Source organism: Streptomyces sp. NPDC049879 (assembly GCF_044461265.1).
Classification (GTDB): Bacteria; Actinomycetota; Actinomycetes; order Streptomycetales; family Streptomycetaceae; genus Streptomyces.
Genome location: NZ_JBITKT010000001.1, coordinates 328940 through 349024, shown reverse-complemented (window position 1 = coordinate 349024; position 20085 = coordinate 328940). Strand labels below are relative to the sequence as shown.

Genomic DNA, 20085 nt, shown 5'->3' with positions numbered 1-20085 from the left:
CGCTGATGTGTTACCCGGGGTACGGGGGTTCGTAAAAGTGTGCGGCGGGATCAGTGGGGCGTCACGACTGCCGGTAGCCGCTCAGGAACCGTCCGATGCGGCTGATGGCGGACACGAGGTCGTCGGCGCGCGGCAGCGTGAGGATGCGGAAGTGGTCGGGGCGCGGCCAGTTGAAGCCGGTGCCCTGGACGACCTGGATCTTCTCGCGCAGCAGGAGGTCGAGGACGAAGCGCTCGTCGTCGTGGATGCCGTGCACCGACAGGTCGATGCGGGGGAACGCGTACAGCGCGCCGCGCGGCTTGACGCACGAGATGCCGGGGATGTCGTTCAGCGTGCGCCAGGCGACGTCGCGCTGCTCGTGCAGCCTGCCGCCCGGCAGGACGAGGTCCTTTATGCTCTGCCGCCCGCCGAGCGCGGCCTGGATGGCGTACTGGGCGGGCGCGTTGGCGCACAGCCGCATGGATGCCAGCATCGTCAGCCCCTCCAGGTAGTTCCTGGCGTGCTGGCGCGGCCCGGAGACGACGACCCAGCCGGAGCGGAACCCGGCGACGCGGTACGCCTTCGACAGGCCGCTGAACGTCAGGCACACCACGTCGGGGGCGAGGACGGCGGGGCTGAGGTGCTCGGCGTCGTCGTAGAGGATCTTGTCGTAGATCTCGTCGGAGAACACCATCAGGTGGTGGCGGCGGGCGAGGTCGAGGATGCCCTCCAGGATCTCGCGCGGATAGACGGCGCCCGTGGGGTTGTTGGGGCTGATGATGACGACGGCGCGGGTGCGGTCGGTGATCTTCGCCGCCATGTCGTCCAGGTCGGGGTACCAGTCGGCGGACTCGTCGCACACGTAGTGCACCGCCTTGCCGCCCGCGAGGGTCGTGACGGCGGTCCACAGGGGGAAGTCGGGGGCGGGGATGAGGATCTCGTCGCCGTCCTCGACCAGCGCCTGCACGGCCATGGAGACCAGCTCGGAGACGCCGTTGCCGAGGAACACGTCGTCCACGCCGACGTCGGCGAGGCCGCGTTCCTGGTAGTGCTGCGCGACGGCGCGGCGCGCGGGGAGGATGCCGCGCGAGTCGGTGTAGCCGTGCGCCTGGGGCAGCATCCGGATCATGTCCTGGAGGATCTCCTCCGGCGCCTCGAAGCCGAAGAGCGCGGGATTGCCGGTGTTGAGGCGCAGCACGCTGTGCCCGGCCTCCTCCAGCGCGTTGGCGTGTTCGATGACCGGTCCGCGGATCTCGTAGCAGACGTCGGCGAGTTTGCTCGACTGCCGGAACTCCATGCGGCGACCTCCCAGTGCGTGCGTTACTTGGTTCTACCAAGTGATGACTTGGAAAGTCCAACCACATCTCTCTACACTCGCCCCATGCCACGCCGAAGCTATGACCAGTACTGCGCGCTCGCCCGTTCTCTCGACACGGTCGGTGACCGCTGGTCGCTGCTGATCGCACGGGAGCTGCTGGCCGGGCCGCTGCGGTACACGGACCTGTGGACGGACCTGCCGGGCATCAGCACGGACATGCTGGCGTCGCGGCTGCGCGACCTGGAGCGGGACGGCGTGGTGAGCCGCCGGAAGCTCCCCCCGCCCGCGACCGGCTCGGCGTACGAACTGACGGAACGCGGCGGCGCGTTGCTCCCCGTCCTCACCGCGCTCGCGGTGTGGGGCGGCCCCGCGCTCGGGCCGCAGGCCCCGACCGACGCGGTGCGCGCACACTGGTTCGCCCTGCCCCTGCTGGCCCGCCTCGCACCACTGACGGGCGACGAGTCGGGCGTGCTGGACATCACACTCCCCGACGGCACCTTCCACCTGCGCCTTGGCACCCTCCCACCCGGCACCCCGCTCTACGGCCGAGGCCACTCCCCCACCACAGCCGACGCGTCCCTGACCCTGGACACGACGACATGCCTGTCCCTGACGGACGGCACACTCTCTCCCACCGAAGCCCTGACCACAGGCACTCTGACCGTCACAGGCGAAGGCCCACTGGCCGAATCACTCCGCAAACACACCGCGCTCTGCTGACAGTTGACTCCGGAGCGCGGGCGCCCGCGGACCGAGACGGAAACTGAGACGGCGCACAGCTGTGGGGCGGACCGCTTGGCGGGCCGCCCCCAAGAGAGGCCGTGACGAGAATCGAACTCGTGTAACTCGCTTTGCAGGTCTGTCAGGCGGAGCGAGGGCGCGTCCAGCGGCGTCCGGGGGCGTCCGCGACCCCAGGTGGCGTACGCGGGGTCCCGTCGGCGAACCCGGGCGTACGGCGGCGAACGAGACGGAAAGTGAGACGGAGACGGCCCCGCCGCCAGGCCGTCTCCGCCGCCGGACGGGGCCACCGCTCATCCCGGGATGACGGACTCGGCCACGAGGTCAACAACCGTGCAGCGCCTCAGTTCGACCACGAGCTGAGAGGCGATGAACCAACCGGTCGCCGGATGGCCGTAGGGCATGTACTCGTCGTGGTGAGGCTCAAGGCGGCCGGCCGGAGTCACCGTGTAGACAGTGCCGAAGACTCCCCAGATCCTCGGGCGCCGGACGCGGATGCCCATCGGGTTGCCGAGGTGGGGACAGAAGCGGGTGGCCAGATCGGCGCATCGAAGGCAGACCGGAGGGCTGGTGTTTTTGGCGCCTTCGACGTCGCGAGTGTCTTGGATCTCGTCGGCGTTCAGCAGGAAGAGCCAGCCGTCGCGGGTGTGGCTGGCCGGTCCGTCGCAGACCTGGCAGAGGCGTTCGGCGAGTGCCCGACGTTGACGAGTGGGATGGAGCGAGCTGAAGTCGGGGCGCCCCTTGCCGCGAACTTCCCGCACCTGCCCCCAGAGCACGCCGTACTGGTCGCGTGCGGCAGCCGTCTCGCCGAGAACACGGACGCCCGTGCCATCCGGACGAATCGTCACCTCCTGATCGATGACTCGTTCCCCGGTCCAGCGCGTGGCGTAGGGGACGGGGATGCGCCGAGAGCCCCAGTTCATGACGGTCTCGGAATCATCGGCGAACCGCATACTGCAACTTCCTGATTGGGCCGCGTGTTGGGCGACAGGGGTATGAACGCCGCCGACCCCCGGTTTGGGTGGTGCGCCGGGGGCCGGACAGCGGGACAGGTGGGACAGCCGATGCGTGTTTCAGCTCTGCGCTCGGCAGGCGCTCCGGGTGTAGAGGGCTTCTGTCCGGTCACCCGTCAGAAGGAGCAGAGCGGCCGTGACAACCCGGCCGGTGATGTCCGTGGTCGTGCGGACGATCTCCAGCAGAGCCACGCCTCCCCCGATGTCCATCGTCTGGGCTTCCGCCGCGCTCGGCGGGCGAGCGGTGACGCGTTCGGTGATCCGATCCAGTTCGACTCCCTGAGCGATCAGCTGTCGGCGGATGCCGTCGGCCCAGGGATCAGGAGTGCTGTCGGGTCGCCATCCGTCGAGGAGTTCCGGGAGAACGTAGGCGTGCACGACGATGTGCGGCGCGTTGCCCGGGAGGCTCGTGGCGTAGCGGTGTTCGACGAGCGGAGCGGCGATCGGAGCAGCCATGAACGCGGCCGTGCGACGGTCCGCTTCCAGTGTGCGGACCGTGCACAGGGTGACGTGCTCAGGAGTGGGCTCCCACGCACCCCACGCGTGACGGTCGTCGCGGTACTGAACGCGACAGCGGGGGACGCGTACGAACGTGCCTCTGCCGTGCCGCTTGTCCACCAGCCCCTCCCCCTCAAGAAGGGCGATGGCCTGCCGGACGGTGGGAAGACCAACGCCGTGCTGCGTGGCAATCCGCTGTTCCGAGGGAAGCCGGTCCCCCGGGGAGAGGAGTCCACCGGCGATCTGCTGACGCAGGTCGTCGGCGATGCGCTGATACCGCACAGTGCGCACGGTCATCGCCTCCCCCGCAGTTGGTTGCCGCGCCGCCACGGCGATCGGTACGGCATGAGACGGATGCCGTTGACAGCCGTGAGCGGCGTCATGGTCAGCGTCTCGCCGCTCTCGAAGACCACAAGTTTGTGCCCCACCCGGATCGCGACGAGATCCACGACGCGAAGCTGTCGGCCCCCGACGTTGATCACGTCCAGACGTCGAATCGTCTCGGCGGTGAGGGACACGGACGTCACCACGTCATCTCGCACTGGTGTCCTCCAATGCTCCGTCTGCCGACAACGGCAGCGCGCGGCGTCCGAGCAGCGTTCTCATGAGGACTCTCCCGCCCGGTGACGCCCCGCGGCGGGGAGGAGCAGTCGCACCGTTCGGATGGCGGCGCGGTGGATAAGATCGAACACGTCATCAGCTCCCAGTAGCTGGTGACCGCGCCCCCGGGCGGTGTCAGGCCGCTGCGGGGGTATGGCGGTTCAGTGATGGATGTGGCTCCAAGCCGTCCGTTGTTCCGCGTCACTCGCCAACCCGAACCGGTCCCCGAGCACGAGCGCCGCGAGCAGCAGACGCCAGCGCTCGGGGCTGATCGGCTCCGGTACATCCACCTCGACACGGATGTGAGCGGCATGCCGGGAGAGACGGGGGACGAATCCCGAGGCGCTGAGGCGCGCGGCGATGTCCTGCGCACGGGACACAGGTGCGGACACGACGAATCCTCCGTCGCTGCGGAATCACTGACGGTGAAGCTGGTTAACTAGATTAGGCTAGTGGACTAGATTTGGCTACATGCCTGAGCAGCCGCCCTATCTGCGCATCGCCGACGCGCTCCGGCAGCGCATTGCCGGCGGGGAGTGGTCGCAGGAAGACCGACTGCCCTCCCGCGCCCGTTTCGCCGAGGAGTACGGCGTAGGGGAGAACGTCGTCCGAAGGGCACAGGAGTATCTGATCTCGCAAGGGCTGCTCGAAGGCCGCGCCGGTTCCGGCACCTACGTCGCCCAGCCGCGCGAGCGAGTACGGATGGTGCGCAGCATGGTGCGCGAGAAGCACGGCGGCTCGCCGTTCCGTGCGGACATGACGACGCTCGGGCGCACGGCCACGTGGGAACACCGGACCGAAGCCAAGGTGCCCGCGCCCGATGACATCGCCGCCAGGCTCGGGATCGCGCCTGGCGAGGCATGCGTGCGCACGGTGTACGAATTCCTCGGCAACGGCAAGCCCGTTCAGCTCTCCACCAGTTGGGAGCCGTACGCGATCACGGGCGGCACGCTGATCGTGCTGCCGGAGGGTGGGCCGTACGGCGGCAAGGGCGTGGTGGAGCGCATGGCGGTCATCGGGATCACGGTCAGCCACGCGGTCGAGCAGCCCGAGCCGCGCACGGCCGACGCGGAGGAGGCTCACCTTCTGGGCGTGCAGCGCGGGGCTCTGGTGACCACCATCCAGCGGACCTATTACGCGGACGACGGCCGCCCCGTGGAGACGGCCGACATCGTCGTGCCGGCCGCCCACTGCGAGATCGTCTACGAGATTCCGATCAGCCGCCCGTAGCGGGGAACCGCCAGGCGGTCAGTCCCTCCAGGGCGTTGACGCGCGCCTCGGCGATGGCGGCGCGGGCGGCGCGTTCCGCCGTGTCCCGGTGCGCGGCCTGGCTGGTCACCTGGCCGGGCCATTTGCGGTAGTACAGCCCCGCTTCCCTGATGAACCACCCGGCGCACACGGTGTTCAGAGCCAGGAGGAGACCGGTGTCCTCGGAGGCCGGCAGCGCCATCCACCCGCCCAGGGCAAGCACCAGTTCGGTCCGCGCGCACATCGAGCCGGGGATCACCTGCGGGCGGTAGTCGTTGGCCCGCCAGTGCTGGAACACGGCGCCGCGCTCTATCGGGCCCTCGTCCGGGTCCTGGTCGAAGCCCAGAGTGGTGCCGTCCGGCAGCAGGTCCAACGCGCGGGAAGTGGTCCAGCCGATGTCCGGGCGCGCGGTGAGGACAGCCAGGTCGCGGGCGAGCGCGCCGGGGGCGAGTATGTCGTCGGAATCGAGGACCTTGAGATACGCGCCCTCGGCCCGTGCCAGGCCCATCGTCCGGGCGACCCCGGGTCCGCCCGGACGGCCCTGGCCGAAGCTGACGCGGGGATCGTCGGGCACGGCCTGGGTGACGAGATCCGTCGCGCCGTCTTCCTGGATCACCCACTGCCATTCCCACCCGGCGGGAAGCTCCTGCGCGCGCAACGACTCGTACGCCTCGACGAGAAAGGGAGCACTGGGAGCGTGGACGGCCGTCATGACGGTCACGACCTGCGGCTTGTAGGTCATGACCAACGCTCCAGCGGGGTAACGAACTTCAGCCGGGTACGGTCACCGGGCAGGATGATGTCCGAGAGTTCGACCACCCGCCCCGTGGTGTCGATGCACGTCTTGCGCAGGTGGATGACCGCCATGCCCGGAGACATGCCGAGTTCCTGCGCCTCCTGATGCGTGGGCGGACGGGCCGCGATGATCTCCTCGATGATCTGGTCCAACTCGATGCCCACGGTGTGCAGTTGGTTGTGGGTGCCACCGGGCCACGGCTCATTGGCCGAGTCGAGCAGCTTCGGATTGGCCGCCACCATGTCCCGCACCAGGTAGGAACAGGTGAGGTTGAACGGGGCCGACTCGACCGCGTACCGGGTGCGGTAAACCCGCTCCACCATGATCGTGCCGACCGGCACAGCGAACTGCTCGGCGAGTTCCTCGCCGGCTTCGCTCTCGTGGTACCGGGCGCTGAAGACGAGATCGTGGACGGTCAGGCCGGTGTCATGCTCGGTGACACCGGTCCCGGCCCGCACCTCCTCGCTCTCGTGCGCGCGGCTCTTCTCCCACTGATGCCGCTCGTTGGTCCGCAGAACGGGACGACGCGGGACGCGGACGAAGGTGCCCTTGCCGTGCCGCTTGTCGATCAGCCCTTCGGTCTGCAGTTCGGCCAGGGCCTGCCGGATGGTGGGCGCCCCCTTGTCGTAAGTGCGCCGCAGTTCCTCTTCCGAGGGCAGGCGATCGCCCGGCCGCCACTGACCGTCCTCGATCTTTCGCCGCAGGTCATCGGCGATGACCTCGTACGCCTTGGGCATGTCGTGCTCGCCATCGTCGCGGGACAGGAAGAACTGGTGCGCGAGTGGTGAAAGTCCACCCAGGCTCCCCGAGCAGGATAACAAGTCCTCTTGAGGACTTGACCTCTCCGCGTTCCCTCGCCATAGTCATGTCATCAACTCCTCAAGAGGAGTTGATGACATGAGGTCTTAATGACCCTTGCTCTTTCCTTCCCGCACCCATCAGGGGGTTCGCATGCGTATCAACATCGGAGACGTGGTCCGTGTCCGCGGTGACCAGGTGCTCGGCACGGTGGTCAGCATCACCGGCAACGGAACGGTCCTCCACCTGCACACGGACGGGCAGGGGTCGCGCGTGGTCAGCCCTCGCGCGGTCGAACGCGTCACGCAGGCTCACGAGCCCCTGCACCCCGGGCGTGCCGTGGTGACCGTGCTCCTGATCATCGTCCTGGTCATCGTTCTCGTCGGCGGCAGCCGCCTCCCCGGAATCGGCGCCGAGTCGGCGATCTGCGCGGCTCTCGCGCTGGTCGCGTCCTCCGCCCTCCGCCGTCTCCTCAACGGCCGGCTCCGCGCGGTGCGGATCTGACCCCGAGCGCCAAGCTCCCTCACCGGCCGGTGGGACTCCCCGCCAAGGTCGCCCGCCGGACGTGTCTCCTTCCCCGCCTCCCCAGCCACAGGAGCATCCCGTGACCGACCGCGATACGGAGGCCGACCTGCTTCACCCGGGCCTGCCGATCGGCATCGACCTGGACCTGTTCCGAGGTCCGCTGCATCCCGAGAGCGACGACGAACGCGCGGTACGCCTGGCCGCCGCCCGCGACATCCTCGACGAGCTGCACCACGCCGGGCGCGACGACGAGATCGCCGCCCTGGACGCGCGCTACGCCGAGGCGCTGACCCGTACCCTCCCCTTCCAGCAGCGCCCGAGGGCCCGAACGTGGCGAGGTGCGGTCGCATGAACAACACACCCAAGTTCACGGCTGTCCTGTCCTCGCGCTGTGCCACCCCCGGAACGCTCCCCGCCGACGCCCGTTGGACCCTCACCGTGGCGATCTGCCCCGGCCGGGTCTCCACCTGGCCCTCGACGGCTTGGCCCGGCGGGAGGCACACGCCGACCGTGGCCGAGCGCGCGACGAGACTGGCTGAGTTCGGTTTCGGGATCGCGCCCGATGACGAGTGGACCTGGACCGAGGACGTCTGCGGCGTCCACGACGACGCGTCGCCTCACGTCACCCTCCTCGCCGCCGTCCCCGTCCAGCGCCATGGCGGTGCCCGATGACCGTCACGACGACGCTCAGCAAGCGGGAACGGTCTCTGCTCGCCGTCACTTCCACCGCAGCCGCCGGAGTGGGCGGACTCGGGTTCGCGTCCTCGTTCGACGCGGTGTCGGCCGCTGCCGGACGCTGGGGGTTCGACTACCCGTGGATGCTGCCGACCGGCATCGATCTCGCCATTCCCGTGTTCACCATGGCTCATCTGCTGTTGGTACGGATGCACATGGCACTGGCTTGGGTGCGCGCTGTCCCGTGGGCCCTGACCGGGGTGACGTGCTGGTTGAACGTCACGGCCGGGGACACGCTCCCCGCCCGTATCGCCCATGGGGTGATGCCCCTGCTATGGGTCGTGCTCTCCGAGATCGCCGCCCACGCGTACGCCGTCCGCATCGGCGCCGCGAACGGCACACGGATGGAACGGGTGCGCCGCTCCCGCTGGTTGCTGGCCCCGTTCACCACCCTCGCCCTCTGGCGCCGGATGGTGCTCTGGGAGACGACCGACTACCGCGAGGCACTGGCCCGCGAGCGGCAACGGGTTTTGGTTCGAGCCGAGTTGCGCGAACGGTACGGCCGTACCTGGCGCCGTCGCGCCCCACGCCGCACCCGGGCCCTGCTGCGCCTCGGCGAGTTGTCCCCCGCCGGACTGACCGCCGAACCCGGTGAACCGCCCCAGCCCGATCCCCCCAGGGACAAGCCCTCCCGTTCCCCCATAGAGCTTCTGGCTCAGGCACGGGAGATCACCCGGGACTGGCCCACCGGCCAGCTCACCGCCCAAGCCATCCGCAAGGCGGTGCACACCTCGCAGGACAACGGCCGACTGCTGCGCGACACGCTCCGCGCCGAACGCCTCGCCCGCCTCTCTCCTCCCGTCTAGGAACAGCGCGAACCGGGGCCCGACTCAGCCGACCGAGCCACGATCGGGCCCCGGCCTCCCTCACCCACCGGACGCATCGAAAGATCCACGGACAAGGGAACGCCAGTGGACCACGACCAGAAGAGGCACGTCCCCCCGCCGTTGCGGATCGTGCCCCCGCCCACTCCGGACGACCGGCCGTCGTTCGGCGACCATCGGGCCACCGACGACCGGCCGCCCCTCGCCGACCGACCCGACGCCCCCGAGCCCAGTCGGCTGACCCGACTGCGGTCGGCGAAGCGCCGACCGGTTCGACCCGACTGGCTGCGTTCGAAGACCGGCTTCCTCGACGGCGCCCGCTGGCTGGCCGGGCACCTCGGCCACACCCTCGCGTTCCACGGTCTCCGCTCGCCCGTCTACCTCGGCAGGCTGCTGGTCCGTTGCCCGCGTGGTGCCTGCCGCGCCTTCATCGGCTTGGGCCGGTGGGCACGCGACGCCGAGAGCCTGCCACTGCGCGAAGCCGCCGCACGCCGGGAGGATGTGGCGGAATGGCTGCGGCTGTCCATCCGGCGCGACGCCCGCGTCCGCTGGCGGGGCACATGTCTCGCCGTGGGCACGCCGCTGGCGCTGACCCTTCTCGCGGGGCTGACCTACGCCGCCTCGCCGCTCTCCCAGGCCGTGACCGCTCTGGTGACCATGGCCACGCTCGGCGCCGCCGGGGCACCGGCCGACGCACCGCTCACCTCCCGCGCGATCATCAGGACCGAGGTCGCCAAGCTCACCTCGGACATCGTCGTCCGCGCCATGGCCGCCATCGGCATCACGCAGATCACCAACGAGGTCAACAAGGGGCGCGACGGCATCCGCTTCATCGCCCCGATCACCCGCGAGGGACCCGGCTGGCGCGCGGACATCGACCTGCCGTTGGGCGTCACCGTCACCGACGTGATCGACCGCCGCGCCCGACTCGCCTCCGGACTGCGCCGACCGCTCGGATGCGTGTGGCCCGACCCTGACCCGACGGAGCACGAGGGCCGGTTGGTCCTGTGGGTCGGCGACCGCGACCTGTCGAAGACCGGACCGGTGAAGTGGCCCTTGGCGAACGGCGAACGACACGACGTGTTCCAGCGCATCCCCTTCGGCATCGACCCGCGTGGGCGACCTCAGTCGGTCCCACTGATCCAGCACAACGTGCTGATCGGCTCGTTGCCCGGCCAGGGCAAAACGGCGACCGTGCGGGTACTGGCGTGCGGCGCGGCCCTCGACCCGACCGCCGAACTGTGGATTCACGAGAACAAGGGCACCGGCGATCTGGACGCGCTGGAACCCGTGTGCCGCCGCTTCGTCTCCGGACTGGACGACGACTCGATCCAGTACGCCACCGACTCCCTGTCCCTGCTGCGCCGTGAGGTCGAACGCCGCGTCAAGGTGCTCAGGAGCCTCCCGCGCGACCTCTGCCCGGACAAGCGGATCACGCGCGCCATCGCCGACCGCCGCTCGCTCCGCCTGTGGCCGCTGGTCGCCGTCTTCGACGAGTGCCAGAACATCTTTCTGTCACCCCGACACGGTAAGCAGGCCGCGATGGACGCCGAGTTCGTCATCAAGCTCGGCCGCGCTCTGGGCGTCGTCCTGATTCTGTCCACCCAACGCCCGGACAAGGACAGCCTTCCGACCGGCGTCAGCGGCAATGTGTCGATCCGGTTCTGCCTCAAGGTCGCCGGCCAGACCGAGAACGACATGGTGTTGGGCACTTCCACCTATAAGAACGGGGTGCGCGCCACCCAATTCCGGCCCGAGATCGACGCCGGCACGGGCTATCTGGTCGGTGCCACCACCCTGCCTACCGTGGTCCGCACGGCCTATCTGGACGACCCGGCCACCGCCCGCATCGCTGCCAACGCCGTCGCCCTCCGCCGCGCCGCCGGCACTTTGAACGGCGAGGCGATCGGCGGGGACGAACGCCCGGACGGCACCGGCCTGGACGTGCTGACCGATCTCCTGGCCGTGATCCGACCGGAAGAGGCGAAGGTCTGGACGGAGACCGCCCTTGAACGGTTGTCCGAACTCCAGCCGTCCGTCTACGGCGACTGGCCCGCCGAGCAACTGACCGCCGCTCTCAAGCCGCACGGGATCAGCACCGTCCAAGTGGGCCGACGCATCAGCGGGAAGGTCGTCAACCGGCGCGGCCTTGAACGCGCCCGCATCGAAGCCGCGCTCACTCGACGTGACGAACAGCGTGTCGCCTGACCCGATGCGCGCCCCACAGCGCTAGCAGACCTCGCCGCTAACGTTAGCGACTGCGCTAGCACCAAAAACCATCACTGAACAGGCCGTTATCGATTAGCGGCCCTACCTCGGCCATGCCGGAAACCGGCCCACAGGAGCCCTCATGTCCCCGGAACTCACCGCTAGCGCCCTCGTCGCCATCATCACCATCTGCTACCTCGGGATGTGCTACGTCAGCCCGTTCACCCGCTGCCGCCACTGCGAGGGCTTCGGCTTCCACATCGGTACGAACCGCAAGGGCCGCCCGATGCGCGGCAAGAACTGCCGCCATTGCAAGGGCCACGGCTACCGCATCCGCCACGGCCGCCGCCTGGTGAACCTCCTCATCCGTTTCTGGCTGCACCGCGACCGCTGACAGCTCAGCCTCGTATCCCACGAAAAGGAGTCCGCGCATGGTCCCCGTCTCCCTCGTCGTGATCTTCGGCGTCCTCGTCGGCTTCCTGCTGAAGTTCCGCGCCCTCGGCTTCAGCGCCTTCCTGGCCGCCGCGCTCTTCGGCTTCTACCTCGCCCAAACCGGCGCCGCCGACGCCATCAACAACGTCACCGCCTCACTCATCGACGCCATCGCGTCGATCGGAGCACCGGGGGAGGCGTAGGGCTACAGCGGTTATCGGCCAGCGACCAGGTTCATAAACTGAGCCTTTGTCACTGATCCACCGCCAGCGCGAAGGTAGTCGAGCCGCATCAAGGCTCAACGATGCACAGTTTCTGAACCTTGCAGCCGCAGAAAAACTGTGCACGAGGCGCCAGTTGCTACTTTCTGAGCCCGAGAAAGAATGCCCTAATTCGCCTAGCGCAAGGCATCGCATTAAGTGAATTGTTAAGTACAACCGGCGTGGCGGAACTCCCCGCCAAGGTCGTCCGCCACGCCGGTCCTTCCCCGTTCCATCCAAGGACAGAACAGGAGACCTCAAGCATGACCTATACCGTCATGCCCGAACAGTCCGCCCCCGGCCACAGGGCCGCCCTCCGCCTGGTCCGCCGTGGCTGGCACGTCTTTCCACTGATCCCCGGTGAGAAGCGTCCGGCTGTCTCCTGCTGGGAGCGGCGGGCGACGACCGATCCGGGGCGTATCGCCCGTTGCTGGGTCGCCGGTCCGTTCAACGTGGGGGTCGCGGCTGGTCCCTCCCGACTGGTCGTGGTGGATCTCGACACCCCGAAGGACGCCGACGACGCCCCGCCGCCCGACTGGGCCGGGGAGGATGTGCGGGACGGCATGGACGTGTTCGCCGCCGTGTGCGAACAGCACGGCCAGCGGTACCCGGCCGACACCTTCACCGTGCGCACCGGTCGCGGTGGGATCCACCTGTATTTCGCGGCTCCCGCTGGGATCGAACTGCGCAACAGCAGCGGGAAGCTGGGGTGGAAGGTCGATACGCGGGCGGGCGGCGGGTATGTCGTCGGTCCTGGTAGCACGGTCAACGGCTGCCCTTACACGGTCGTCCATGACGCGGAGCCTGCGCCGCTGCCTGCCTGGCTGGCTGCGTTGCTGGCGCCGCCGCCGTTGCCCCCGCAGCGTCCCACCGTGGTCGCGCTGACGGGCGGCGACCGGCGCACGGCCTATCTGACCGCCGCGCTGAACGCGGAGGTCCGCCGGGTTACGGACTCGGCGCCCGACCGGCACAACGAGGCCCTGTACCTTGCGGCCGTCGCTCTGGGGCAGCTCGTCGCCGGGGGTGAGCTGACCGCCGAGGACGTGCACGCGTACCTGTCCCCGGCCGCCGCGCAGGTCGGCCAGATGCCCCGGGAGATCCCCCGCACGATCGCGTCCGGACTGCGGGCCGGCGCCCGCCGCCCGCGCACCGTGGGAGGGGCCGCCGCATGAACGCCATACCCCTGGCCGGGCCGCACCTCATTGAACCGGCCCAGCAGCGGATCCGCACCGCGTGGACTGCCGATGAGCTGATGGCGGCCGAGTTCCCCGACCCGAAATGGGCGGTGCCCGGCATTCTCGCCGAAGGCGTCAACCTGCTCGCCGGACCGCCGAAGGTCGGCAAGTCCTGGCTGTCCCTGGGGCTTGGCCTGTCGGTGGCGGCCGGTGGCATGGCCATGGACGCCGTGCCCGTCGAGGGCGGGCCGGTGCTCTACCTCGCGCTCGAAGACACCCCGCGCCGTCTCCAGAGCCGCATGGGCAAGATCCTGGGCGGGCGCCCCGCACCGCCCGGCCTGACGCTGGCCACGTCCTGTCCGCCGCTGCCGCAGGGTGGTGGAGAGGCCATCGCCCAATGGCTGGAGCGCAACCCCACCGCCCGCATGGTCGTCATCGACGTGTTCGCCAAGATGCGCGGCCCCTCGGCCCCCGGCGCTTCCGCCTACGACGCCGACTACGCCGCCGTGGGCCACGCCAAGCGCATCGCCGACCACTACGGCGTCGCCGTCGTCCTGGTCCACCACGTCCGCAAGGCGGGCGCGGACGACTTCCTCGCCGAGGTGTCCGGCACCAACGGCATCGCCGGCGCCGCTGACGCCACGCTGGTGCTGAAGCGCGCACGGGGACAGGCCGACGGGGTTCTGCACGTCACCGGCCGCGACGTGGACGAGTCGGAGTACGCGCTTCGCTTCCACGCCGCCGCCGGGGCCTGGCAACTCCTCGAAGGCCCCGCCACGGACCACACCATCGGCGACACCCGCGCCAACATCCTTCGCCACGTCCGCGCCAACCCCGGCGCCAAGCCGAAGGACATCGCGTCGGCCCTCCCCCAGACCGACGCCGATACCATCCGCCGCACCTGCTCCCGCATGGCCGCCGACGGACAGCTCACCAAGGACAACACCGGCCGGTACTACCCCGATCTCGGCACCAAACACGAGGACTTGTCCGCCGTGTCCCCCCTGTCCGACCGCCCGACTTCCGGGATCACGAAGGGGGTCGGCGATGAGTGAGAGCACCCCTGACCCGACCCTCGCCCTTCTCACCGTCGAGGAAGCCGCCCGGCGCCTGAGCATCGGCCGCACCACCTGCTTCGGGCTCATCAGCTCAGGCGAGCTGGAGTCCGTTCCCGTGGGCCGTCTCCGCCGCGTCCCGGCCGACGCGATCACCACGTTCGTCGCCCGGCTCCGCAGGACTTGCCGCTCGGGAGAGGTCATCGCATGAAGAACACCTCCGTGGCAGACGACGGCAGCGAGCGGAACAAGACCGAACCCAAGAAGCGCACCCGCCAGCCGAACGGCCGCTCCTCCATCTACCTCGGCAAGGACGGCAAGTGGCACGGCCGCGTCACCGTGGGCACCCGTGACGACGGCACACCCGACCGTCGCCACATCGAGCGCAAGACGCGTAACGAGGTCGCCGAGGCCGTCAAGGAGTTGGAGAAGCTTCGCGACACCCGCAAGGTTCCCAAGGCAGGCGTCCGCTGGACCGTCGAGACCTGGCTCACCCACTGGATCGAGAACATCGCGCCCGAACGAGTCAACGAGAACACGATGGTCGGCTACGGCGTCGCCGTCCGGAAGCACCTCATCCCGGGACTCGGGGCCCACCGCCTTGACCGTCTCGCACCGGAGCACGTCGAACGGCTCTACAGCAAGATGCAGTCCAGCGGCGCCAAGCCCGCCACGGCGCACCAGGTACACCGCACCTTCCGTACGGCGCTGAACGCCGCCGTACGACGAGGCCACCTGGCGGAGAATCCCCTCAACAAGGTCACGGCACCTCGCGTCGATGAAGAGGAGATCGAACCGTTCACCGTGGCAGAGGTCCGACGGCTCCTCGCAGCCGCCGACAAGCGGCGCAACGCGGCGCGTTGGGCCGTCGCACTGGCGCTCGGCCTACGGCAGGGCGAGGCTCTGGGGCTCAGGTGGGAGGACGTGGACTTGGACAACGGCATCCTGTGGATTCGCCGGAGCCGGTTGCGTCCTCGCTACGCCCACGGCTGCAACACCGCATGCGGCAAGAAGGCCGGCTACTGCCCGGAACGCCGTCGGACCAACGGCAAGACGTCCCGCACCAAGTCACGGGCCGGCCGTCGGCGCGTGGGGCTACCGCCTCAAGTGGTCCAGCTTCTCCGGGCGCACCGGGTAACGCAGAACGTGGAGCGTAAGGCAGCCGGTGAACGGTGGACCGACGAGGGTTGGGTGTTCGCGACACCGACCGGATCGGACATCTCGCATCGCTACGACTGGAGCGAGTGGAAGGCTCTGCTCCGCGACGGGGGCCTCCGGGACGCCCGCCTTCACGACGCTCGCCACACGGCCGCGACGGTGCTCCTGATCCTCCGAGTCCCCGAACGCGCGGTCATGAACCTCATGGGCTGGTCCACCACGGCGATGGCCACGCGGTACCAGCACATCGTGGACGAAGTCCGCAGCAGCGTCGCACAGCAGGTGGACGCGCTGATCTGGGAGAACATTCCAGGAAGCAACTGACGGGAAGCACGGAAGTTTCTACTGAACTTCCTAATGCCAATCTTGGCCCGAGAGCCTGTAATATTGTCTATGTCGGAACGGTAGCGGGTCGGTATTTTTCTCGCTGATCCGGTCCGGAACGAAGGATGGGGCCCGGAGGCACCCGAACCCCATCCTTGACGAGGCGCCCACCTGGCGGTCGCGTGGCGAGCTAGTCCCTCCCGCACACCTCATAAATGAGGCGCGCGAGGTTGACCACAAATGACCAGAACTCCCAGGCTGGGCGCTTTCGTTTGCGGTGTCGCCTATGACGCATCTGTCCTCCTAGGGTGGTTGTCGTTGCGATGTCCCAACCGGAGAACGGAGCGGCGCCAAACGCCAAACCGCGCGATCATCTTATCTAACGTCGAATCAGAACTGGCGTCCTCCTGGTACGGCCACGGGACGAACACCGGACTGAGACGGAAAGTGAGACGGCGCATAGTTGTGGGGGGGGGGGGCCGGGGGGGGGGGGCCCCCCCCCCGGGGGGGGGGCGGGGGGGGGGGGGGGGGCCGGCGGGGGGGCGCCCGCCCCCCGCGGGGCGGTGTGGGGGGGGGGGGCGCCCCCCGGGGGCCCCCCCCCCCCACAACTACATGCTGGTCATTCGGGGTGGCGGGAGAAGAGGCCGTGACGAGAATCGAACTCGTGTAACTCGCTTTGCAGGCGAGTCCCTGAACCACTCGGGCACACGGCCGTGTGCGTGGTGCGTTGTGTCGACTCTCGCCTGTTGTGGGGGGTGCGTCAACGGGTGGTGGGGGGTGCTCATGTGATTGGCATGGGGGGCAATGTCCCGTCATGTGCCGTTCATCAGGAGCGCATCAGCAACTGGAGTTCGAACGAGTAGCGCGACGCCCGGTAGAGGTGCGTGCCGTGTTCCACGACGCGGCCCTTGTCGTCGAAGGCCGTGCGGGTCATGTACAGCAGCGGTGCGCCCGGGGGTTCGGCGAGCAGGTGGGCCTCCTCCGGTGTCGCCGCGCGGGCGCCGATGGTCTGGCGGGCGCTGTGCAGCGTCGTCCCGGCCATGCGCAGCAGGCGGTAGAGGCCGGTGGCCTCAAGCTCGGTGGCGGTGGCGCGCAGGAGGTGGGCCGGGAGGTGGTTGGTCAGGTACGCGATGGGCTCGTCGCCGGTGAGGCGCAGGCGTTCCATCCGCAGGACGTCCTCGCCCTCCGCGAGGCCGAGGGCCGCCGCAGGACCGGCGGCGGCCGGGACGGTGCCGAGGGCGAGGACGCGGGTCGCGGGGCGGCGGCCCGCCGACGCCAGGTCGTCGTAGAGGCTGCTCAGTTCGAGCGAACGGCGCACCTCGCTGTGGACGACCTGCGTGCCGACGCCCCGGCGGCGCACCAGGAGGCCCTTGTCCACCAGGGCCGAGATGGCCTGCCGGACGGTCGGCCGCGACAGGCCGAGGCGTCCGGCGAGGTCGATCTCGTTCCCCAGCAGTGACCCCGGGGGCAGGTCGCCGCGTCCGATGGCGGCTTCGAGCTGCTGCGAGAGCTGGAAGTACAGCGGCACCGGGCTGGTGCGGTCGATGCTGAACTGCACGTCCACGAGCGGCCTTTCCCTTGGTACCGGCACAGCGTATCGGCGTCAGCGGCGGTAGAAGCGCGGCATGTCGATCATGTCCACGGCGACCCGGCGGCCGGTGCGCTGGGCCTCCGTCCCGGCCGCGCAGGCGGCGGCGACGGCGTAGCCGTCCCACGTGCTCGCGCCCGTGACCTCGCCACGCCGCGTGGCGTCCACCCAGGCGCGGACCTCGCGGTCGTACGCGTCGGCGAAGCGCGTCAGGTAGTGCTGGTCGACCGGCCCGCCCCAGCGGCCCCCCGCGTTCACGAGCATGCCGTGCGCGTCGCCGACGCGGGCCGTGCCGCGTTCGCACACCGCCTCGGCCTGCACCTGGTAGCCGAAGCCGCTGCCCGCGAAGATCTCGACGTCCACGACGGCGCCGCCGTCCGTCTCGAAGACGACGAGCTGCGGGTCGCCGAGACCGGCGTGCGCGTGCGCGCTCGGGGTGGGGCGGAAGACCTGGACGGCCGTGATCTCCTGGCCGAGGAGCCAGCGGGCGGCGTCGAACTCGTGCGCCACCGAGTCGTTGATCAGCGACTCGTCGGTGAAGTACGGGGGCACGGAGACGTTGCGGTGGCGGCAGTGCATCAGCAGCGTACGGCCCAGCTCGCCGCCCGCGAGGAGCGCGGCGAGCTGGACGTACTCGCTGTCGTACCGCCGCATGAAGCCGACCTGCACGCGGCGCGAGCCGAGCTTCTCCTCCGCCGCCAGCACGCGCAGCGCGCCCTCGGGGTCGGGGGTGAGGGGCTTCTCGCACAGGACGGGCAGGCCCCGGTCGAGCGCGGTCAGCAGCGCCGCCTCGTGCGCGGGCCCCGGCGAGGCGATGAGGACGGCGTCCACGCCGGGCGCGGCCATCGCGGCGGCCGGGTCGGTGTGCGCGGCGCAGCCCTCGATCGGGCCGGCCAGCTCCCGCGCGCGGTCGCCGTCGATGTCGGCGACGGCGGCGACGCGGGCGCCCGCGACGGCGCGGTCGAGGCGGCGGACGTGGTCGGCGCCCATCGTTCCTGCGCCGATCACGGCGACGCCGAGGGGGGCGGTGTGCGTCATGGTCACGTTCCTCGTGCGGGTGGGCGGGCGGGGTCAGGCGCCGCAGGCGGACAGGAAGCGGCGCGTGCGGCTGGCGATGGGCAGCGGCTGGTCGGGCCGGCACGGGTACATGTCCTGCTCGACGATGGCGAACAGCTCCACGTCCCGTTCCGTGCCGAGGGCCTGCGCCGCCGCCAGCACCGGCGGCAGGTCGGGCACCCCGGCGGGCGGCTCGCTGAACACGCCGCGCCGCACGGCCGGGCCGAACGGCAGCTTGTCCGCCCGCACTTCGGCCAGCACCGCAGGGTTCACCTGCTTGAGGTGCAGGTAGCCGATGCGTTCGCCGTAGGTGCGGATCAGCTGGAGGGTGTCGCCGCCGCAGTAGGCGTAGTGCCCGGTGTCGAGGCACAGCGCGACGTCCTCGGGGTCGGTGGCGTCGAGGAAGCGGGCGACGGCCTCCTCGCCGTCGATGTGCGTGTCCGCGTGCGGGTGGACGACGATCCGCAGGCCGAACGTGTCGCGGACGGCGCGCCCGAGGCGTTCCATCCCGGCGGCGAGGTCGGCGGTCTGCTCGGCGGTCAGCCGGGCGGACTCCAGCGGCGCGCCCGTCACCTGGTCGCGCCAGAACTCGGGTATGACGACGAGGTGCCGCGCGCCCGTCGCCTTCGCGAGGCGCGCGACGCCCGACACGTGCTCCCACGTCTCGTCCCAGACGGCCGGGCCGCGGTGCAGGGCGGTGAAGACGGTCCCGGCGGAGACGCGCAGGCCGCGGCGGTCCAGCTCGTCGCGCAGGACGGCCGGGTCGGTGGGGAGGTAGCCGTACGGGCCCAGCTCGACCCACTCGTACCCGGCGGTGGAGACCTCGTCCAGGAAGCGCTGCCAGGGCACCTGCTGGGGGTCGTCGGCGAACCACACGCCCCAGGAGTCGGGGGCGGAGCCGACGCGGATGCGGTCCAGTGCTGTACTCATCTGTCCGTGCTCCTGTTCTGTCGCGCGGGGGCGCCCTGGGGTGCGGGCGCGGCGAGTTCGTGGCGGAGGGCGTCCAGGTCGGCGCCGCCCGCCATGTGTCCGGTCAGCTCGGGCAGCGTCACCGCGTCGCGGCCGGCGCTCAGTTCGACCTCGCCGAGGCGCAGGACGGTGAAGTGGTCGCCGACGAGGTACGCGTGGTGCGGGTTGTGCGTGACGAGGACGACGCCGAGGCCGCGGTCGCGCGCGGCGGCGACGTACCGCAGGACGACGCCCGACTGCTTGACGCCGAGGGCCGCCGTCGGCTCGTCCAGCACGAGGACGCGCGCCCCGAAGTGGACGGCGCGCGCGATGGCCACCGACTGCCGCTGCCCACCGGACAGCGAGCCGACGGGCTGGTCGAGGTCGTCCAGCGCGATGCCCATGCCGCGCAGCTCCTCGTCGGCGACGCGCTTCATGCGCGGGATGTCGAGGCGCTGGAACGGGCCGCGTCCGCGCGTCAGTTCGCGGGCGAGGAAGAAGTTGCGCCACACGGGCATCAGCGGGAGCGTCGCGAGGTCCTGGTGGACGGTGGCGATGCCCAGGTCCATGGCCTGCCGGGGCGAGGCGAGGCGTACGGGGGCGCCGTCCACGCGCAGTTCGCCCTCGGTGTGGCGGTGGAGCCCTGAGACGACCTTGATCAGCGTGGACTTGCCCGCGCCGTTGTCGCCGAGGACGCAGCTGACGCGGCCTGGCGTGATCGTCAGGTCCACGCCGCGCAGCGCGCGGACGGGGCCGTACGAGACGCCGACGCCGGAGAGTTCGACAAGGGGGTCGGAGTGGGTCATGGC

24 protein-coding genes and 1 tRNA gene are annotated in these 20085 nt (G+C 70.1%); 13 read left to right on the top strand and 12 right to left on the bottom strand.

The window, feature by feature from the left end:
• Positions 1-61 precede the first annotated feature (61 nt).
• Entirely contained in the window at positions 62-1276 is a 1215-nt protein-coding gene (locus tag ACIBPC_RS01595) for a pyridoxal phosphate-dependent aminotransferase (protein ID WP_398840520.1), read from the bottom strand.
• Between the two features lie 84 nt (positions 1277-1360).
• Between ACIBPC_RS01595 and ACIBPC_RS01590 the strand changes: the two genes are divergently transcribed.
• Complete coding sequence (locus ACIBPC_RS01590) at positions 1361-2017, top strand: winged helix-turn-helix transcriptional regulator (RefSeq protein WP_398840519.1); 657 nt, start codon at positions 1361-1363, stop codon at positions 2015-2017.
• A 311-nt stretch (positions 2018-2328) separates the two neighbouring features.
• Here the strand turns inward: ACIBPC_RS01590 and ACIBPC_RS01585 are convergent, their stop codons facing one another.
• The 4 genes from ACIBPC_RS01585 to ACIBPC_RS01570 form a co-directional block, all read right to left on the bottom strand.
• Positions 2329-2988, bottom strand: a complete 660-nt coding sequence (locus ACIBPC_RS01585; protein WP_398840517.1) for a hypothetical protein — start codon at positions 2986-2988, stop codon at positions 2329-2331.
• Between the two features lie 120 nt (positions 2989-3108).
• Complete coding sequence (locus tag ACIBPC_RS01580; RefSeq protein ID WP_398840515.1) at positions 3109-3843, bottom strand: GntR family transcriptional regulator; 735 nt, start codon at positions 3841-3843, stop codon at positions 3109-3111.
• Complete coding sequence (locus ACIBPC_RS01575; protein WP_398840513.1) at positions 3840-4064, bottom strand: hypothetical protein; 225 nt, start codon at positions 4062-4064, stop codon at positions 3840-3842. Before ACIBPC_RS01575 ends, ACIBPC_RS01580 begins: the two co-directional genes overlap by 4 nt.
• Before the next feature lie 243 nt (positions 4065-4307).
• Positions 4308-4538: a hypothetical protein gene (locus ACIBPC_RS01570; protein ID WP_398840511.1), complete on the bottom strand. Its 231-nt coding sequence runs from the start codon at positions 4536-4538 to the stop codon at positions 4308-4310.
• Between the two features lie 79 nt (positions 4539-4617).
• On the opposite strand from ACIBPC_RS01570, the gene ACIBPC_RS01565 reads away from it, so the two are divergent.
• On the top strand, positions 4618-5376 hold the full coding sequence (locus tag ACIBPC_RS01565) for a GntR family transcriptional regulator (protein WP_398840509.1): 759 nt from the start codon (positions 4618-4620) through the stop codon (positions 5374-5376).
• On the opposite strand, the gene ACIBPC_RS01560 is transcribed toward ACIBPC_RS01565, so the two are convergent.
• Together ACIBPC_RS01560 and ACIBPC_RS01555 are read right to left on the bottom strand one after the other, a co-directional pair.
• Positions 5363-6136: a glycosyltransferase family 2 protein gene (locus tag ACIBPC_RS01560; RefSeq protein WP_398840508.1), complete on the bottom strand. Its 774-nt coding sequence runs from the start codon at positions 6134-6136 to the stop codon at positions 5363-5365. The two genes, ACIBPC_RS01565 and ACIBPC_RS01560, sit on opposite strands and share 14 nt — an antisense overlap.
• Entirely contained in the window at positions 6133-6927 is a 795-nt protein-coding gene (locus ACIBPC_RS01555) for a GntR family transcriptional regulator (protein ID WP_398840506.1), read from the bottom strand. The genes ACIBPC_RS01560 and ACIBPC_RS01555 overlap by 4 nt, the downstream gene beginning before the upstream one ends.
• Before the next feature lie 214 nt (positions 6928-7141).
• Between ACIBPC_RS01555 and ACIBPC_RS01550 the strand changes: the two genes are divergently transcribed.
• The 11 genes from ACIBPC_RS01550 to ACIBPC_RS01500 all read left to right on the top strand — a co-directional run bounded on the left by ACIBPC_RS01550 (position 7142) and on the right by ACIBPC_RS01500 (position 15684).
• Positions 7142-7492 carry a hypothetical protein gene (locus ACIBPC_RS01550; protein ID WP_398840505.1) on the top strand — a complete coding sequence of 117 codons (351 nt, stop codon included), beginning with the start codon at positions 7142-7144 and terminating at the stop codon, positions 7490-7492.
• Between the two features lie 100 nt (positions 7493-7592).
• On the top strand, positions 7593-7865 hold the full coding sequence (locus ACIBPC_RS01545; RefSeq protein ID WP_398840503.1) for a hypothetical protein: 273 nt from the start codon (positions 7593-7595) through the stop codon (positions 7863-7865).
• On the top strand, positions 7862-8185 hold the full coding sequence (locus ACIBPC_RS01540) for a DUF6303 family protein (RefSeq protein ID WP_398840501.1): 324 nt from the start codon (positions 7862-7864) through the stop codon (positions 8183-8185). The genes ACIBPC_RS01545 and ACIBPC_RS01540 overlap by 4 nt, the downstream gene beginning before the upstream one ends.
• Complete coding sequence (locus ACIBPC_RS01535) at positions 8182-9054, top strand: DUF2637 domain-containing protein (protein ID WP_398840500.1); 873 nt, start codon at positions 8182-8184, stop codon at positions 9052-9054. Before ACIBPC_RS01540 ends, ACIBPC_RS01535 begins: the two co-directional genes overlap by 4 nt.
• A gap of 150 nt (positions 9055-9204) precedes the next feature.
• Positions 9205-11280 (top strand): cell division protein FtsK, encoded by a 2076-nt coding sequence (locus tag ACIBPC_RS01530; protein WP_398841744.1) that lies wholly within the window; start codon positions 9205-9207, stop codon positions 11278-11280.
• Between the two features lie 142 nt (positions 11281-11422).
• Positions 11423-11674 carry a hypothetical protein gene (locus tag ACIBPC_RS01525; RefSeq protein WP_398840498.1) on the top strand — a complete coding sequence of 84 codons (252 nt, stop codon included), beginning with the start codon at positions 11423-11425 and terminating at the stop codon, positions 11672-11674.
• Positions 11675-11711: 37 nt separating this feature from the next.
• Complete coding sequence (locus ACIBPC_RS01520; protein ID WP_398840497.1) at positions 11712-11915, top strand: hypothetical protein; 204 nt, start codon at positions 11712-11714, stop codon at positions 11913-11915.
• 320 nt (positions 11916-12235) lie between these two features.
• A complete protein-coding gene (locus tag ACIBPC_RS01515) occupies positions 12236-13144 on the top strand; it encodes a bifunctional DNA primase/polymerase (RefSeq protein ID WP_398840495.1) in 909 nt (302 codons plus the stop codon).
• Positions 13141-14202 (top strand): AAA family ATPase, encoded by a 1062-nt coding sequence (locus ACIBPC_RS01510; protein WP_398840494.1) that lies wholly within the window; start codon positions 13141-13143, stop codon positions 14200-14202. Before ACIBPC_RS01515 ends, ACIBPC_RS01510 begins: the two co-directional genes overlap by 4 nt.
• Positions 14195-14413 carry an excisionase family DNA-binding protein gene (locus ACIBPC_RS01505; protein ID WP_052851958.1) on the top strand — a complete coding sequence of 73 codons (219 nt, stop codon included), beginning with the start codon at positions 14195-14197 and terminating at the stop codon, positions 14411-14413. The genes ACIBPC_RS01510 and ACIBPC_RS01505 overlap by 8 nt, the downstream gene beginning before the upstream one ends.
• The gene (locus tag ACIBPC_RS01500; RefSeq protein WP_398840491.1) at positions 14410-15684 is read left to right on the top strand and encodes a tyrosine-type recombinase/integrase; all 1275 of its coding nucleotides are present in this window, start codon (positions 14410-14412) and stop codon (positions 15682-15684) included. The genes ACIBPC_RS01505 and ACIBPC_RS01500 overlap by 4 nt, the downstream gene beginning before the upstream one ends.
• A 641-nt stretch (positions 15685-16325) precedes the next feature.
• Here ACIBPC_RS01500 and ACIBPC_RS01495 read toward each other — a convergent pair.
• The 5 genes from ACIBPC_RS01495 to ACIBPC_RS01475 all read right to left on the bottom strand — a co-directional run bounded on the left by ACIBPC_RS01495 (position 16326) and on the right by ACIBPC_RS01475 (position 20082).
• Positions 16326-16397 (bottom strand) — tRNA-Cys (locus ACIBPC_RS01495).
• 113 nt (positions 16398-16510) lie between these two features.
• Positions 16511-17248 carry a GntR family transcriptional regulator gene (locus ACIBPC_RS01490; RefSeq protein ID WP_362964687.1) on the bottom strand — a complete coding sequence of 246 codons (738 nt, stop codon included), beginning with the start codon at positions 17246-17248 and terminating at the stop codon, positions 16511-16513.
• A 39-nt stretch (positions 17249-17287) separates the two neighbouring features.
• Positions 17288-18310, bottom strand: coding sequence for a Gfo/Idh/MocA family oxidoreductase (locus ACIBPC_RS01485; RefSeq protein WP_362964689.1), 1023 nt, complete (start codon positions 18308-18310; stop codon positions 17288-17290).
• A 33-nt stretch (positions 18311-18343) separates the two neighbouring features.
• Positions 18344-19258: a sugar phosphate isomerase/epimerase gene (locus ACIBPC_RS01480; RefSeq protein WP_362964691.1), complete on the bottom strand. Its 915-nt coding sequence runs from the start codon at positions 19256-19258 to the stop codon at positions 18344-18346.
• Positions 19255-20082: an ATP-binding cassette domain-containing protein gene (locus tag ACIBPC_RS01475; protein ID WP_362964693.1), complete on the bottom strand. Its 828-nt coding sequence runs from the start codon at positions 20080-20082 to the stop codon at positions 19255-19257. The genes ACIBPC_RS01480 and ACIBPC_RS01475 overlap by 4 nt, the downstream gene beginning before the upstream one ends.
• Between the last annotated feature and the right edge of the window lie 3 nt (positions 20083-20085).

Coding starts and splice junctions, on each gene's coding strand:
- ACIBPC_RS01595 (WP_398840520.1), bottom strand. CDS start 1,276: ATGGAGTTCCGGCAGTCGAGCAAACTCGCCGACGTCTGCTACGAGATC.
- ACIBPC_RS01590 (WP_398840519.1), top strand. CDS start 1,361: ATGCCACGCCGAAGCTATGACCAGTACTGCGCGCTCGCCCGTTCTCTC.
- ACIBPC_RS01585 (WP_398840517.1), bottom strand. CDS start 2,988: ATGCGGTTCGCCGATGATTCCGAGACCGTCATGAACTGGGGCTCTCGG.
- ACIBPC_RS01580 (WP_398840515.1), bottom strand. CDS start 3,843: ATGACCGTGCGCACTGTGCGGTATCAGCGCATCGCCGACGACCTGCGT.
- ACIBPC_RS01565 (WP_398840509.1), top strand. CDS start 4,618: ATGCCTGAGCAGCCGCCCTATCTGCGCATCGCCGACGCGCTCCGGCAG.
- ACIBPC_RS01560 (WP_398840508.1), bottom strand. CDS start 6,136: ATGACCTACAAGCCGCAGGTCGTGACCGTCATGACGGCCGTCCACGCT.
- ACIBPC_RS01555 (WP_398840506.1), bottom strand. CDS start 6,927: ATGCCCAAGGCGTACGAGGTCATCGCCGATGACCTGCGGCGAAAGATC.
- ACIBPC_RS01550 (WP_398840505.1), top strand. CDS start 7,142: ATGCGTATCAACATCGGAGACGTGGTCCGTGTCCGCGGTGACCAGGTG.
- ACIBPC_RS01540 (WP_398840501.1), top strand. CDS start 7,862: ATGAACAACACACCCAAGTTCACGGCTGTCCTGTCCTCGCGCTGTGCC.
- ACIBPC_RS01535 (WP_398840500.1), top strand. CDS start 8,182: ATGACCGTCACGACGACGCTCAGCAAGCGGGAACGGTCTCTGCTCGCC.
- ACIBPC_RS01525 (WP_398840498.1), top strand. CDS start 11,423: ATGTCCCCGGAACTCACCGCTAGCGCCCTCGTCGCCATCATCACCATC.
- ACIBPC_RS01520 (WP_398840497.1), top strand. CDS start 11,712: ATGGTCCCCGTCTCCCTCGTCGTGATCTTCGGCGTCCTCGTCGGCTTC.
- ACIBPC_RS01515 (WP_398840495.1), top strand. CDS start 12,236: ATGACCTATACCGTCATGCCCGAACAGTCCGCCCCCGGCCACAGGGCC.
- ACIBPC_RS01510 (WP_398840494.1), top strand. CDS start 13,141: ATGAACGCCATACCCCTGGCCGGGCCGCACCTCATTGAACCGGCCCAG.
- ACIBPC_RS01505 (WP_052851958.1), top strand. CDS start 14,195: ATGAGTGAGAGCACCCCTGACCCGACCCTCGCCCTTCTCACCGTCGAG.
- ACIBPC_RS01500 (WP_398840491.1), top strand. CDS start 14,410: ATGAAGAACACCTCCGTGGCAGACGACGGCAGCGAGCGGAACAAGACC.
- ACIBPC_RS01485 (WP_362964689.1), bottom strand. CDS start 18,310: ATGACGCACACCGCCCCCCTCGGCGTCGCCGTGATCGGCGCAGGAACG.
- ACIBPC_RS01480 (WP_362964691.1), bottom strand. CDS start 19,258: ATGAGTACAGCACTGGACCGCATCCGCGTCGGCTCCGCCCCCGACTCC.
- ACIBPC_RS01475 (WP_362964693.1), bottom strand. CDS start 20,082: ATGACCCACTCCGACCCCCTTGTCGAACTCTCCGGCGTCGGCGTCTCG.